This is a genomic window from Achromobacter sp. GQ309, assembly GCF_059759315.1.
Map to the genome: position 1 here is coordinate 134398 of NZ_JCAXDP010000006.1, position 15216 is coordinate 149613.

The 15216-nt window shown below is 67.3% G+C and carries 11 protein-coding genes; 2 read left to right on the top strand and 9 right to left on the bottom strand.

Annotation, left to right across the window (positions count from 1 at the left end):
• Window positions 1–64: 64 nt before the first annotated feature.
• The 5 genes from AC6CIE_RS19855 to AC6CIE_RS19875 form a co-directional block, all read right to left on the bottom strand.
• Window positions 65–958 (bottom strand): ZIP family metal transporter, encoded by an 894-nt coding sequence (locus AC6CIE_RS19855; protein WP_498093518.1) that lies wholly within the window; start codon window positions 956–958, stop codon window positions 65–67.
• A gap of 30 nt (window positions 959–988) precedes the next feature.
• Window positions 989–1603 carry a superoxide dismutase gene (locus AC6CIE_RS19860; RefSeq protein WP_175122490.1) on the bottom strand — a complete coding sequence of 205 codons (615 nt, stop codon included), beginning with the start codon at window positions 1601–1603 and terminating at the stop codon, window positions 989–991.
• Between the two features lie 193 nt (window positions 1604–1796).
• Entirely contained in the window at window positions 1797–2999 is a 1203-nt protein-coding gene (locus tag AC6CIE_RS19865; RefSeq protein WP_498093520.1) for a BaiN/RdsA family NAD(P)/FAD-dependent oxidoreductase, read from the bottom strand.
• A 23-nt stretch (window positions 3000–3022) separates the two neighbouring features.
• Window positions 3023–5284 carry an arginine/lysine/ornithine decarboxylase gene (locus tag AC6CIE_RS19870; protein WP_062839975.1) on the bottom strand — a complete coding sequence of 754 codons (2262 nt, stop codon included), beginning with the start codon at window positions 5282–5284 and terminating at the stop codon, window positions 3023–3025.
• A gap of 176 nt (window positions 5285–5460) precedes the next feature.
• Window positions 5461–5913 (bottom strand): hypothetical protein, encoded by a 453-nt coding sequence (locus AC6CIE_RS19875; RefSeq protein ID WP_175122488.1) that lies wholly within the window; start codon window positions 5911–5913, stop codon window positions 5461–5463.
• 107 nt (window positions 5914–6020) lie between these two features.
• On the opposite strand from AC6CIE_RS19875, the gene AC6CIE_RS19880 reads away from it, so the two are divergent.
• Window positions 6021–6539: a GNAT family N-acetyltransferase gene (locus AC6CIE_RS19880; RefSeq protein WP_175122487.1), complete on the top strand. Its 519-nt coding sequence runs from the start codon at window positions 6021–6023 to the stop codon at window positions 6537–6539.
• A 9-nt stretch (window positions 6540–6548) separates the two neighbouring features.
• On the opposite strand, the gene AC6CIE_RS19885 is transcribed toward AC6CIE_RS19880, so the two are convergent.
• Window positions 6549–7790 (bottom strand): GGDEF domain-containing protein, encoded by a 1242-nt coding sequence (locus AC6CIE_RS19885; protein ID WP_175184670.1) that lies wholly within the window; start codon window positions 7788–7790, stop codon window positions 6549–6551.
• Between the two features lie 105 nt (window positions 7791–7895).
• Here AC6CIE_RS19885 and AC6CIE_RS19890 point away from each other — a divergent pair, with 105 nt between their 5' ends.
• The gene (locus tag AC6CIE_RS19890; protein ID WP_498093521.1) at window positions 7896–8780 is read left to right on the top strand and encodes a GNAT family N-acetyltransferase; all 885 of its coding nucleotides are present in this window, start codon (window positions 7896–7898) and stop codon (window positions 8778–8780) included.
• 4 nt (window positions 8781–8784) lie between these two features.
• On the opposite strand, the gene dcd is transcribed toward AC6CIE_RS19890, so the two are convergent.
• From dcd to AC6CIE_RS19905, 3 genes are all read right to left on the bottom strand, one after another.
• Entirely contained in the window at window positions 8785–9348 is a 564-nt protein-coding gene (dcd, locus tag AC6CIE_RS19895; RefSeq protein ID WP_008166733.1) for a dCTP deaminase, read from the bottom strand.
• 110 nt (window positions 9349–9458) lie between these two features.
• Window positions 9459–13322, bottom strand: a complete 3864-nt coding sequence (locus AC6CIE_RS19900; RefSeq protein WP_498093522.1) for a translocation/assembly module TamB domain-containing protein — start codon at window positions 13320–13322, stop codon at window positions 9459–9461.
• On the bottom strand, window positions 13319–15214 hold the full coding sequence (locus AC6CIE_RS19905) for an autotransporter assembly complex protein TamA (protein WP_370647767.1): 1896 nt from the start codon (window positions 15212–15214) through the stop codon (window positions 13319–13321). Before AC6CIE_RS19905 ends, AC6CIE_RS19900 begins: the two co-directional genes overlap by 4 nt.
• Between the last annotated feature and the right edge of the window lie 2 nt (window positions 15215–15216).

Genomic DNA, 15216 nt, shown 5'->3' on the forward strand with positions numbered 1-15216 from the left:
ACAGCGCCGAAAGCATACAACGAAAGCCCGGGGTAAGCCTAGGCCTGTTGCACGCCCGCCGGCGCTATCCCAGCGCGGTATCCAGCAGCATCATCAGCACGAAACCGATCATGAGGCCGCAGGTGGCGTAGACCTCGTGCCCCTTGCGGTGCGATTCCGGGATGATCTCGTGGCTGATGACGAACAGCATGGCGCCCGCGGCAAAACCCAGGCCCCACGGCAGGAGCGGCGCCGACCAGCCGACCACGGCGGCGCCCAGCACGGCGCCCACGGGTTCGATCAGCCCCGACAGCATGCCCAAGGCCACGGCAAACGTGCGCTTGTAGCCGGCGGCCAGCAGGGCCACCGCCACGACCAGCCCCTCGGGAATGTCCTGGATTGCAATGCCGGTGGCCAACGCCGTGCCGCGCACGGGGTCGCCCGCTGCATAACCCACGCCGATCGCCAGGCCCTCGGGCAGGTTGTGCAGCATGATCGCGAACACGAACAGCCAGGTGCGGCGCAGGCGGTGCGCCTCCATCCCTTCCCTGCCCTTGATGAAATGCTCGTGCGGCAGGATCCGGTCCATCAGCAGCAGCACGGCCGCCCCCAACAGCAGGGCGGCGCCGACCGTCAGGCCGGCGCCCCAGGGGCCGTACCCCAATTCCTTACCCGCGGCGATACCCGGCGCGACCAGGGAAAACGCGCTGGCGGCCAGCATGACGCCGGCCCCAAAGCCGAACATGCTGTCCTGCGCCTTCTGCGGAATGGTGCGGGCAAAGAGAATGGGCAGAGTACCCAGCGCGGTGGCGGCGGCCGCGACAAGACCGCCCAGCAGCGCGTCGGCCACGTGCGGCGCCCGCACGTCCAGGTAGACCCAGAGCTGGTACAGGGCCAGGCAGGACACCATCACGGCCAGCGTCCAGACGCTGATGCTGGTGGCCGCCGGCCGCACGCGATGACGGCTGAAGGTATTCATATGCGGCTGCGCTCCTTTGGGGAGATGCGCTTAGCCCTTTGCCGCAGCGTAGCGGCGCGAGACCTCGGGCCAGTTCACCACGTTGTAGAAAGCGCCGATGTATTCCGGCCGGCGGTTCTGGTACTTCAGATAATAAGCGTGTTCCCAGACGTCCAGGCCCAGGATCGGCGTATTGCCGTCCATCAGCGGGCTGTCCTGGTTGGCGCTGCTCTCGACCACCAGCTTACCGGCCGGCGTCACGCTCAGCCAGGCCCAACCGCTGCCGAAGCGCGTCAGCGCCGCCTTGGTGAAGGCTTCCTTGAAGGCGGGCAGACCGCCCAGCTCGGCGTCGATGGCCGCAGCCAGCGCCCCATCCGGCTCGCCGCCGCCCTGCGGCGACATGACGGACCAGAACAGGCTGTGATTGGCGTGGCCGCCGCCGTGGTTGCGCACCGCGCCGCGCACGGCTTCCGGCAATTCCTTGATGCGCGCGACCAGCGCTTCCACGGGTTCATCCGTGGCGATGCCGGCGCCTTCGAGCGCGGTGTTCAGGCCGGTGACATAGGTCTGGTGATGCTTGGTGTAGTGGATCTCCATCGTCATTGCGTCGATGTGAGGTTCCAGCGCGTCATAGGCGTACGGCAGGGGCGGAAGGGTGTAGGCCATGCGAGTCTCCGGCTGATCCGTCCCTCGCGGGACGGCTTTGATAAAGATCAAAACATAAATGATATGTATTTTTATTTGATATCACAATGCCGGAATGCCGGAATGCCGGAAAGGCGGCCACGCAGGTTGCTTCGGGAAATTTCAGGATTTGGAGTGAAAGCGGCCAGTGCCTAACCAGCGCGCCTGGCCGCAGCTACAGCGCCTGGCCGCAGGCGACGCCCGAGGCCCACGCCCACTGGAAGTTGTAGCCGCCGAGCCAGCCGGTCACGTCGACGGCCTCGCCGATGAAATACAGGCCCGGCGCGGCCTTTGCCTGCATGGACTTCTGGTCCAGGCCGCGCGTGTCCACGCCGCCTCGCATGACTTCGGCCTTTTTGTAGCCCGCCGTGCCGCTGGGCACGAGCGTCCACTGATGGATGTCCTGCGCCAGCCCGCGCAGCGTCTTGTCCGGCGCGTCGGCCAGGCGCAGCGCGGCCAGGCCCGGCTTGCCGCCCTGCTCGGCCAATTGCAGCCAGCGGTCGGCCAGCCGCTTGGGCCATAGCCCGCCCAGCACCGTATGAAGCTGCTGGCGGTTGCCGGACTTGGACGCCAGCAGTTCCTGCGCCAGATCGCGCCCCGGCGCCAGGTCGATCACGATGGGCTCGCCCGGCTTCCAGTAGCTGGAGATCTGCAGGATCGCCGGCCCCGACAGACCGCGGTGCGTAAACAGCAGGTCTTCAAGGAATTCGCCGCGCGCCTTGCCCTGCCCCGTCCGCAGGTTCACTTCCAGCGCCACGCCGGACAGCTCGGACAGCGGCTGCCACTGCGCGGGGTCGAAGGTCAGCGGAACCAGCGCGGGGCGCGGCTCGACGACCTTCAGGCCGAACTGGCGGGCGATCTTCAGCCCGAAGTCCGTCGCGCCCAGTTGCGGAATCGCCATGCCGCCGGTCGCGACGACCAGCTTGGCGGCCAGGATGACGCCCTGGCTGGTGCGCAGCTCGAAACCTTCGGCCCCATGCGCGACCTCGGCCACCGAACAGCCCATGCGCCATTGCACATTGCCCGCGTCGCACTCGGCGCGCAGCATGTCGATGATGTTTTCGCTGGAGTCGTCGCAGAACAGCTGGCCGCGATGCTTCTCGTGCCAGGCGATGCGGTGGCGCTTCATGAGCGCCAGAAAGTCCTGCGGCGTGTAGGCCGACAACGCCGACCGGCAGAAATGGGGATTTTCAGACAGAAAATTGGCGGGCCCGGCCCCGATGTTCGTGAAGTTGCAGCGCCCGCCGCCCGAAATGCGGATCTTCTCGGCCAGGCGCTGCGCGTGGTCGACCAGCACCACGCGCAGGCCGCGCTGACCCGCGACCGCCGCGCACATCATGCCCGCGGCGCCCGCGCCAAGCACTGCAACATCGAACATCAAGATTTCCGGCCCGCCCGTGCTTACTCTTCGATCAGGCAGTCAACGTAGTAACGCTTTTCGCCGTCCGGACCCACTTCGTCGGCCAGGCCGTGGATGTAGGTTTCGAAGCCGGGGAAGCGTTCGTTGAACTCGCGCGCGAATTGCAGGTACTGCACGATGGTGCGGTTGAAGCGTTCGCCCGGGATCAGCAGCGGAATGCCCGGCGGGTACGGCGTCAGCAGCACGCCCGTGACGCGGCCTTCCAGCTTGTCGATGTCGACGCGCTCGACTTCGCGGTGCGCCATGCGGGCAAAGGCGTCCGACGGCTTCAGCGCCGGCACCATGTCGCTCAGGTACATCTCGGTCGTCAGGCGGGCGACGTCGCGCTCGCGGTAGGCCTCGTGAATCTGCTGGCAGAGGTCACGCAGGCCCATGCGCTCGTAGCGGCGATGGTCGCGGCAGAACTCCGGCAGGATGCGCCACAGCGGCTGGTTGCGGTCGTAGTCGTCCTTGAATTGCTGCAAGGCGGTCAACAGCGTGTTCCAGCGGCCCTTGGTGATGCCGATGGTGAACAGGATGAAGAACGAATACAGGCCGGTCTTTTCAACCACCACGCCGTGCTCGGTCAGGTACTTGGAGACCAGCGCCGCGGGAATGCCGGTTTCGCCGAAGCTGCCCGACATGTCCAGTCCCGGCGTGATGACCGTGGCCTTGATCGGGTCCAGCATGTTGAAGCCTTCGGCCATTTCACCGAAGCCGTGCCAGTGATCGTTGGCTTCCAGGATCCATTCGTCGCGGTTGCCGATGCCTTCGGCCACCAGACGGTTCGGGCCCCAGACCTTGAACCACCAGTCGTTCTTGCCGAACTCGGATTCCACCTTGCGCATGGCGCGGCGGAAGTCCAGGGCTTCGCGGATGCTTTCCTCGACCAGCGCGGTGCCGCCCGGGGGCTCCATCATGGCAGCGGCCACGTCGCAGGACGCGATGATCGCGTATTGCGGCGACGTGGACGTGTGCATCAGGTACGCCTCGTTGAAGACGTTGCGGTCCAGTTTGCGGGTCTCGGATTCCTGCACGATGATCTGCGAGGCCTGCGAAATGCCGGCCAGCAGCTTGTGCGTGGAGTGCGTGGCAAACACCATCGCGTCCTGGCTGCGCGGGCGGTCCTGGCCGATGGCGTGCATGTCCTGGTAGAACTCGTGGAACGATGCGTGCGGCAGCCAGGCTTCGTCAAAGTGCAGCGTGTCGACATAGCTGCCGAGCTGCTGCTTGATCATTTCGACGTTGTAGATGACGCCGTCGTACGTGCTCTGCGTCAGCGTCAGGATGCGCGGATTCTTGTTCACCGCTTCGCGCGCGAAGGGGTTCGCTTCGATCTTCTTGCGGATGTTGTCCGGGTGGAATTCTTCGAGCGGGATCGGGCCGATGATGCCCAGGTGGTTGCGTGTGGGGCGCAGGAACACCGGAATCGCGCCCGTCATCGTGATGGCGTGCAGGATCGACTTGTGACAGTTGCGGTCCACCACCACAACGTCGCCCGCGGCCACGTTGGCGTGCCACACGACCTTGTTCGAGGTCGATGTGCCGTTGGTCACGAAGAAGCAATGGTCCGCGTGAAAGATGCGCGCGGCGTTCAGTTCGGATTCGGCGACCGGGCCGGTGTGGTCCAGCAGCTGGCCCAGTTCGTCCACGGCGTTGCAGACGTCGGCGCGCAGCATGTTTTCACCGAAGAACTGGTGGAACATCTGGCCGACCGGGCTCTTCAGGAACGCCACGCCGCCCGAGTGCCCCGGGCAGTGCCACGAATACGAACCGTCCTGCGCGTACTTCACCAGCTCGCGGAAGAACGGCGGCGGCAGGCTGTCGACGTAGCTGCGGGCTTCGCGGATGATGTGGCGCGCCACGAACTCCGGCGTGTCCTCGAACATGTGGATGAAGCCGTGCAGCTCGCGAAGGATGTCGTTCGGAATGTGTTCCGACGTGCGCGTTTCGCCGTACAGATAGATGGGAATGTCCGCGTTGCGAAAGCGCAGCTCGCCAATGAAGGCGCGCAGGTTCTTGATTGCGCTGGCCACGTCCTCGGGCGAGTCCACGTCGAACTCTTCATCGTCGATCGACAGGATGAAGGCGCTGGCGCGGCTCTGCTGCTGCGCGAACGAACTCAGGTCGCCGTAACTGGTCACCCCGATCACCTCGACGCCCTCGGCCTCGATTGCTGCGGACAAGGCACGGATACCCAAACCGGACGCGTTCTCGGAACGGTAGTCCTCGTCGATGATGAAGATGGGGAAGCGGAATTTCATGCAGGCGCTCCTGGGGGCATGGCGGATCGGACGCGTATCGCGGCGCGAATGTACTGCGAGTAAAAAACCGTCTGATGACAGACGGCACGAGCACCCGCCGGCCGGCGGGAATTGCGGAATTGTAGGGCTGTTTTTCTTACAGCCCTAAGGGAAATCCCCAGAAGCGCCAGATCAGCCTACCGGATGGTCTGCGCTTCGCCCGTCTGCAGGGCTGTCATGAAGCGTTCAAAGTACGCTGGGATGGCCTCGGCGGCCCCGTAACGGATGCGCCGCTCGACCTTGGCGATGGCGCCAAAGCACACTTCGGAGCCGGGTTCTCCGCAGACGAGGACCACGGGATCTTCGTCGTCGCAGACCTCATACAACCCGCCATGCGCGCGGCGGCCAACCTCGTAAAGGTAGGCGGCAGCACCGACGGTTTGCATGGGGGTCAGAGGCAGCGTGCCCAGATGGGCGGCCTCCAGTGCGTCATCCAGCGCATGAACGCTGGACGGAGAGTAGTCCAGCACGGCGCCGGTTGAACCGGCCGCCTCCACGAAGTCCTGCGCTGCACCCGCGACACGGGCCACGAATTCTTCCTGGACTTCGTGGCGCGTCGCATCCTGGTTTGTCTTGAGGAAACCGAACATCAATGGCTCCTTGTTGAAAACCGCAAGCGGCGTTGGGGCCATTATAGGCAAGCCCATCCCCCTATACTCCTCAAACGTTACCTAATCCCAACACTCTCAAAGCCGCCATGAACGAGCCTGTCGTCCGACGACTGATCGCTGCCGACGCCGCGCCCCTGCGGCAATTGCGTTTGAATGCGCTGGTCGAAACGCCCGAGTCCTTTGGATCGAGTTACGAAGAGGAACACACGCTGACATTGGCGGACATCCGCGAATGGATTTCGCCGGCCAACGATGGCGCGATGTTTGGCGTGTTTCTGGGCGAGGCGTTGGCCGGGATCGTCGGCGTGGGACGCCAGCGCAAGCTGAAGGTGCGGCACAAGGCGCACATCTGGAGCATGTACGTCGCACCCGCCGAGCGCGGCCGGGGCTTGGGCCGGATGCTGATGCACGCGGCGATCGACCATGCGCGCACCATGCGCGGCATCCGGCAGGTGCAGCTGAGCGTCACCGCCAACAACGTCGCGGCGTCCGCGCTTTACGCCAGCCTGGGATTCACCGTGTATGGCCACGAGCGCGAGGCGCTGTGCGTCAACGGCAAGCTGTACGACGAAGCGCTGATGGCGATGCCGCTGGCCGACCGGTAGGCACTGGCCTCAAGCAGCGCCCGCGCGGCGGCGCGCGCCGAAGGCACACACCTGATTGCGACCGCCGTCCTTGGCCTTGTAGAGCGCCTGGTCGGCCGCCTTGATGACGGCGTCCGGGGCGCGCAGCGCATCGCTGCGTTCCGCCACCCCGATGCTGACCGTCACGCGCAAGGGCCGGGCGCCGCGCCCTCCCCGTCCGCCGCGGCGGCGCTGGCCGATCTGGTCCGCCTTGGGCCGGGCCGGCTTGTCGCGCAGGCGCATCTGGTAGGCCTCGATGGCGCGCCGCACCGTCTCCAGGTGCGGCATGGCCTCGGCAGCGGTCTTGCCGGGAAACACCAGCGTGAATTCCTCGCCGCCGTAGCGGTAGGCCTGGCCGCCACCCGGCACGCGCCGCAACTGCGAGGCGACCATGCGCAGCACCTGATCGCCCACATCGTGGCCGTGCGTGTCGTTGAAGGCCTTGAAGTGGTCCACGTCGGCCATTGCCAGCGTGTAGAGGCGGCCCATGCGTTGCAGCCGCTCGTTCAGCGCGCGGCGGCCGGGCAAACCAGTGAGCTCGTCGCGGAACGCCATGTGAAAGCCTTCGTGCGCCAACGAGATGCACAGGGCCGTCAACGCCGCGGCGGACATCAGCGCCAGTTCGAGCGGATGCGCCGCGCCACGCGGCAGCGCCCAGGCCATGCACACGAAGCCCAGCCACTGCCCTGCCTGCTGCGGGCGCCCGTAGCGCAACAGCAGCAGCGTCAACGTCAGGCCGGTGCCCAGCAGCGCGATCAGCGCCTCGGCCGGTACGCCCAGGCGCGCCAGCATGCCCTGCAGCGCGACGGTGCTGAAGATTTCGCCCACGCCGTCCTTGCCCACCAGCGCAATCACGGCCACGCCGGCGGCGATCAAGCCGATGCGCAGCGCCACGTCGATCAGCATGCTGGATCGTTCGGACCACAGGGCATTGATGGTGTAGACGAGCGACCACCAGGCCAGCACCGGCCCCATGGCCCACGGGGCTTCCCGGGCAAGCGTGGGCCAGGCCGCCGTGACGGCCAGCACGCACAGCATTAGCGCCATGGTCTGCGAGCGTTGATACATCAGGCAGATCGCCGATCCGATCAGCGCCATGACCCATGGCACGAACGGCACGATCAGGCTGAGCGCGGGCGGCCAATCCCGCCAGAACAGCAGCCCGACCGCTGCGGCCACCGGCAACGCGGGATAGAACAACAGGGGCAGCCAGGGAATATGGGGGTAACGCACAGATTGGGCCTTGCTAACGCTTGCAGAAATGACGTCGCCAAATCGGCAAACACATGTAATCTTTTTACGGACGCGGCATAAGGTTCTTTAGCGCAGAATGTCCCCATGAGAATCCTGGTCAATATCGATGTTCCCGATCTCGAACACGCGATCGGTTTCTACCTGTCTGCCTTCGGCTTGACGCTGAACCGGCGGCTGGGTTCCACGGGGGCCGAACTGCTGGGCGCCGACGCCCCCATCTATCTGCTCGAAAAGGCGGCGGGCACGGCGGCCGGCGTTCCGGCGACCGGCGGCGCTGTCCGTCAGCGCCGCGACTACGCGCGGCATTGGACGCCCGTGCATCTGGACGTCGTGGTGGATGACGTGGACCAGGCCGTGGCCCGGGCGGTCGCCGCGGGCGCGCGCCTGGAGGATCCGCCCATCACGCATGACTGGGGCCGCATTGCGCATCTGGCCGATCCTTATGGCCACGGCATCTGCATCCTGCAGTTTCTGGGCCGGGGCTATGACGAACTGGCGCCTGCGTCGCTGCGCTTCACGCCTGCAGCCGAGGCCGACTTCGAAGCGCTGCTGGCGCTGCGGATCGAGGCCATGCGCGACAGCCTGGAACGGCTGGGCCGCTTTGACCCGGACCGGGCGCGGGAGCGGCTGCGCGGCACCTTCCGCCCCGAGTGCACCTGGCACATCGAAGAAGACGGCAAACGCATCGGGTTCTACTGCCTGCGGCCGGACGGCGACGGATTGCGGCTGGATCATCTGTACGTGCATCCCTCTGCGCAGGGGCGAGGCGTAGGCGGCCAGGTGCTGCGCCGGATCTTGCAGGACGCCGACCGCCGCGGCGTCGGGGTGACATTGAGCGCGTTGCGCGGCAGCGATTCGAACCGCTTCTATCGCCGGCACGGCTTCGTGCAGACCGGCGAAGGCGAGTGGGATATCGACTACCTGCGTGACTGCCCGAGCGATAACTCGCGCCCGGCGCAGCCAAGCTGAACGATCAGGTGCGCGGCAGCGTGACGCCGCGCTGGCCTTGATATTTGCCGCCGCGATCGCGGTACGAGGTTTCGCAGACCTCGTCGCTTTCCAGGAACAGCATCTGTGCGCAGCCTTCGCCGGCGTAGATCTTGGCGGGCAGCGGCGTGGTGTTGGAAAATTCCAGCGTGACGTGGCCTTCCCATTCGGGTTCAAGCGGGGTCACGTTGACGATGATGCCGCAGCGCGCGTACGTGCTCTTGCCCAGGCAGACCGTCAGGACGCTGCGCGGGATGCGGAAGTATTCCACCGTGCGCGCCAGGGCGAAGGAATTCGGCGGGATGATGCAGACGTCGCCCTTGAAATCCACGAACGAGCCTTCGTCGAAGTTCTTGGGATCGACGATGGTCGAATTGATGTTGGTGAAGATCTTGAATTCGTCGGCGCAGCGCACGTCGTAGCCGTAGCTGCTGGTGCCGTAGCTGACGATGCGCCCGCCATTGGCCGTACGAACCTGCCCCGGTTCGAAAGGTTCGATCATGCCGGCTTCGGCCTGGCGGCGGATCCAGCGGTCGCTTTTGATGCTCATGGTGGGTGTGGTGCTAGGGATTTGGAATGGGCGTCATTTTATCCCGAGCGCGCCGGACCCGATTCCGGCCGGGCGGGACAGACTTGTCCCGCCTCAAGCCGGGCGCCGGATCAATTGCCGAAAAGGGTGCGGTACACCAGCGAAATCCCGTTGACCGAGCCGCCCTTCAAATCCAGGGACAGACCCCGCGCCAGCCGGTAGCTGGCGCGCCCAACGGTATCGCTGCCGGACAGCGCCTGCTCGACGCTCAGCGTGATGCCATTGGCGAAGTTCTTGCTGGCCACCAGGAACTGCGTGGACAGGTCGCTGCCGATATCGCGGTTCACGTTGCCGGCCACCGTACGGTCCGGCAGGATGCTGCCCGAACTGCCCATGTTGCCGGTGCGCACCGCCACGTCGTCCAGGCCGAACTGCTTGTAGAACGGCTGCCCGCCCCCCAGCAGCGCAGTGCCGATCGACACCAGCAAGGCCGCGTCGCCGCCGCTTTCGTCCGGCCCGCGGCCCAGCAGCAGCCACGACAGCTTTTCGACGTCGCTGACTTCCGGATAGGACACCAGGTCGATGCGCGGACGCTGGGCCGTGCCCACCACGCGCACGCCGGCCTCGACCAGTTCACCCGTGCGCAGCGCCTCGATGTCCAGGATGGGGTTGTCCAGACGGCCTTGGAACGTCAGGGTTCCGCGGCTCAGGCGCAGCCGCTGGCCATAGGCCTCGATGCCGCCGCCGCGCGTGCGCAACTGTCCCCAGCCTGTCAGCCGGCCCTCGTTCAGCCGGATCTGGATGGAACCGAGCAGGCCGGCGTCCAGCCCCATGCCCGTGATGTAGAAGCGCGGCCCCATGTCGAACTTCAGGTCCATGCTGGTCTGCAGCGGCGTCGAGACCTTGTTGGGATCGTCGCCCGCGCGGATCACGCGCACGTCGTCATCCAGCGTCGGCACGCCCTGAAGGATCTCCAGGCTGAACCAGCCCGCGTCGGCGCTAAGGTTGCCCACGATCTCCAGGCGCGGCATGGCCGCCCGCACCTCGACCGTGCCGGACACCATGGCGTAGCGGTCCGATCGCTGCAGGGCCGGGAATCGGAACAGCGTCAGCTTGATCGCGCCGCCGCCGTCCATGATGTTCCAGTCGCCCTTCGCTTCGGCGTAACCGCCCTTGGCGCCCGCGTTCGTCGTGATCCATTCCTTGGTGCGCCATTCGGCAGGCATCACGCGCAGCGACGCCGGAAAGCGCAGGCTGTCCAGAATGAGCCGCTGGCCGTCCAGGCGGGCGGACAGCGTGCCATCGATCAGCCGCACGCCGTCGTCGATTCGCACCAGCCGCAGCTTGTCGCCCCGGATCGAGCCGGTGGCGCCCCATTGGCCGGCAAGCGTGCCCTGCACGTCGATATTGGCCTTGAGCGTACCGCCCACTTCCATGGCGTCGCCCACGAACAGGCCAACCCACGCCAGGTCGGCGATGTCCGCATTCAGGCGCGCCCGCAGCGGCTGGCGCGAATCCAGCGCCATCCCGCCCTGCGCGTCCACCAGCAGGACCGCCGTGCCGGTGCCGTTGATCGACCCCATCTTTTCCGTCGACAGGTCCAGGCGGGCGTCCAGCCGGCTGGCGTTGGCCGAGGTGGGCGTGGCGGTCACGTCGACGACCAGCGCCTTCACGCCCAGCGGCACCGGGGGATCGCCCGGAATCAGCAGGTCGCCCGCACGGCGCGCGATGCGGGCCCGGCCGGCCAGGCGTCCGTCGAATTTCAAGTCCCACAGCAGGTCGAGCGCGATGCGGCGCTGGCCATCGGGAACCATCGCGTTCACGCGGCCGGCGTTGCGGCCCAGCTTGGCCGCGGCTTCCGGATCGAAGGCGCCGACCACCTGGCGCGCCACGCCGGCCGTGATGACCAGGTTGTCCGACTGCCCGGCGGTTTCCCAGCGCTTGCCGCCGCCGCGCGATCCCTGGTGCGCCACGGACAGGCGCTCCTTGCCCGGCAGGGTCAGGCTCACGCCGGTCTGGCCGACCTGCCACTGCCATTGCGGCGCCACGGCAGCGGGCAGGAAGGACAGCGTGACCGGGCGATCCAGGGAAACGGCGAATCCGGCAGTATCCGCGGTCAGCCGTGAAAACGTGCCGCGCCAGCCCACCAGCGCCGCGTCGGGCTGGCCTGCCGGGCCCCTGCCCCAGCCGCCGTTAAAGGTCAGATTGGCCTGCGCGCGGGATTGCCCGATGATGCCGGGCCGGGGCCGCGGCGGCGTATAGCTGGCGGTGAGTTCGCCGCGGTGCGCGGCCACCGTGCCGTCGATGCGGGCCTTCACGTCGGCGCCGCCGGGTATGTCGGGCCAGAAGGCGTCCAGTTGCGGCGCCTGGGCATCTAGCGTGATGGCGCCGCTGGATGCGCCCAGTTCGCCCGTCGCGCGGACGCGATTGCGGCCCAGCCGCAGGTCCACGTCCAGGCCGTGGATGCGCAGGCCGGCCAGCGGGTCCACCGCCGGGTCACGCGCGGCCGTCCCGGCAGGCGCCACTGCGGCGCCTGCCGCAGCATCGGCTGCCGCAGCATCGGCCGCCGCACCGCCCCCCGTCCCAGTCACATCCACCTGCGCCTTCAGATCCCCGCTCAGCGGCTGGCGGTTCCAGCGGCTGCCCTCTTCAAAACGCAGGTTGACGGCGGCATGGCGCAGCGCGCTCAGGTTTTCAATGTCGGCCTGCACATCGGCATGAACGGTCAGCAACGCAGGCGGAATGGCATTGCCTGTCCAGGGCGCCAGGTCCAGGCGCTGCGCGTCCAGCGAGCCGACGATGCGGTCGCGGCCGGGCGCGTCGCCCGCCTGCAGGTCGAATTGCGCGGCCAGCGTGGACTTGTCGGGCAACTGCGCTCGCGCCCTGGCACTGCGCAGCACCAGCGCCGTGCGTGGCGCCAGATCGGCCACCACGTCGAGCACGAAATTGGATCCCGTTCCGTCGATCTTGGCCTGGAGGCCGTCCAGCGATCCCGCGGCGTCGGCGTGCAGCACGACAAGGCACGCGGGCACGGGCGGCCCCATCGGCGCGGCCGCGGTGGCGGCAGGCTCTGCCTTGCCCTTGGTAGCTGCTGCGGCGTCGGTGCGGCCCTTGGCCGTCTCCGCCGGCTTGGCGGCATTTGTGTCCTTGACGGCGGCCTCGGCCTTGCGAGCGCCTGCGCGGTTGGCCGGAGCCTGGGCCTTGGCCGCAGCCGATTTCTTGGCCGCAGCGGGCTCCTTGGCCGATTCTTCGGCCTTGTCCTTGGCCGGCGCCTGCCCCGCCACCGGACCAAACACGCCGCTCAGCCGATCGGCCTGGCACAGGGGAGAGTCGGGACCCGCGCCGCGCGCCGACACGTCCAGGCGCGCCGCGAAGGGCCAGGGGTCGGCAAGAGCCTGCAGATCGGCCTGGCCGGTCACATCGGCCTCGCCCACCTCGTGGCCAACGCGCAGGCTGGCGATGCGCAATTGCGCGCCCTGTTGGCTGGCGGCAAAGGTCGCGTTCAGGTCATTCAAGGTGACGGGCAGCGGCTCGCCGTCCTGGGTGAACTGGAAGTCGCCCAGCGCCAGCCGGTCCACGGCGATGGTCACCGGCAGCTTGGGCAACGTGAAGGGTTCGCTGCTTTCCTCGGCGGGCGGCGTCTCGGGCGAGGATTCCATATCCACGCGGACCGAGCCGGCGGACAGATTGCGCACATGCAAGAGCCGGTCGCCCAGCGCGCTCCAGCGCACGGACAAATCCAGGTCGTGGATGTCGACGTGCGTGCCGCCGGCCGTCAGCTCCAGACGCCCCACGGTCACTCCGTGCAGCAGCGAGCCGTTCACGTCCAGCGCCTGGCCTTCGAGTTGCTGCGCGGCGGTCGTCAGCAACAGGCGCGTGCCGTTCTGCGAGGCCACCAGCCAGAAGATGAACCCAGCCGTCAGCGCAACCAGCATGGCAAGCCCGGGCAGCCACCACACCAGCACATGGCGCAGAAATTTACGCACGAACTTCAAAACGCGATCCCCAGCGAGAAATGCAGACGCAGGTCCCGTTCGCGCTGGCCGTAGGCCACGTCCAGGAACAGCGGCCCGGCGGGCGTGCGCACGCGCGCGCCGACGCCGTAGCCTACGGACATCTTCATGTCGCCGAACGATTCGGCGGCATCGCCCGCGTCCACGAACACGCCCATGCCCCAGCGCTCGTCAAAATAATGGTCGTACTCGATGCTGCCCACGAGCAGCGTGGGCGCGCCGACGACAGCGTTGTCGCGGTGCACGCCGATGCTTTGATAGCGATAGCCGCGGATCGACCGCGCACCGCCCGTCCGGAAACCGAAGTCGTCCGGCACCTGCACGTCGCCGTTGGACCACACGCGGCCGACCTCGCCACGGATCGTCAGCACGTCCCACTTGCCGAACGGCCACCATTTCTGGCCTCGCAGCCGCAGGCGCGTGTAGGGCTCGCCGGTATCCAGCGTCACGCCGACACCGCCGCCCACGGAAATCAGGTTGCCCTCGCGCGGATCGTATTTGTTGTCGACATCGCGCCGCAGCCATTCGGCCGTGGTGGTGATGGTGGGCAGCGTGTAGCTGTCGCCGCCGTCGATCTTGACGTGGTCTTGCGCCAGCAGCACGCCGTAGCGCGTTTCATATTCGACGCGGCTGTCGCCTGCGCCCTTGCGCTCTTGCGTGCGCGTCGCGCCCAGCGCGTAGCGGGTCACTTCCAGCCCCTGGATGTCGGAACGGTCCGCCAGGATCCCGACGGAATCGCGGTAGCCGCGCTCGGAAGGCGGCAGGAGGATGTCCATGAAAGCGCGCTGGCGCAGCCGGTCCACGCCAAAGCCCGTTTCCATGGTGACCGGTTGGCCGAACACGACGTTCTGGCGATACACCGATTCCACCCGTACGCCGGCCTCGTCGTCCACGCCGATCGACGCGGAAAACCGCTTGGGCGGCGCCTCGACCACGCGCACCTGCACCGGGAGCGTGATCTCGCCGTCGGAATCGAACTGCGCCGGCGGCGGGGGCATGCCGCCCGACACCGTGGGATCGCCCGCCGGCGCGGCGGCAGCGGCGTCTTCGGATCCGGGCCCGCGGGCGCGGTCGGAAATGGGATCGGTGGGCTGATCGTTCTGGCTGGGCGGCTCCTGCAGCGAGACGAACGCGCCGCGGAAAAACGCGGTCGATTGCAGGTCCTGCTGCCACTGGTCCAGCCGGTTCTGGTCGAATGCGGCGCCCACGTTGTACCGCACGTAGCGGTCGATCAGCGTCTCCGGCACGCGCTTCAGACCCTGGGTGTTGAGCTCGCCCATGCGCACCTGCGGCCCGCTGTCGATGGTGACGTGCAGATGCGCCGCCGCGTTGTCCGCGTCAATGTCGGCGCGCGAGGACGTCATGCGCGCCAGTAGGAAGTCGCGCGTGGACACGTCGTCCAGCAGCGTGGCCTTGGCGCGGTTCCAGTCGCTGTTGATGAACGGCTGCCCCTTCCTCAGGCTCCAGTCGTCGCGCAGCTTCTGCACACGCTGCGCGTACTCGGGGCGAGTGATGCGGCCCGAGAACTCCAGATTCACGGACTCGACGGTCGTGCGCTTGCCCGGCACGATCGCGATGTCCCAGGTTTCGCCGCCGATATCCGTACCGGCTTCGAGCGTGACCTTGGGCGAGAAATACCCCTGCGTGGCCAGCGCCGCCAGCGTCGCGTCGCGCGCGCGCCGGCGCAGGCGGTTGATTTCACCGCCGTCCTGGTCTTCGGCCAGACGCGCGATCGCATCGACCGCCTGGGTGATCGCCTGCAGCGCGGCCGGGGGCACGCCCCCGGGGTCGACAATGACTTCCGGGCGCTTGGCCAACGCCTCGCCCGCCATCATGCAAAGTCCTGCCAATAAGGCGCGGGCAGCCCACCGCATGC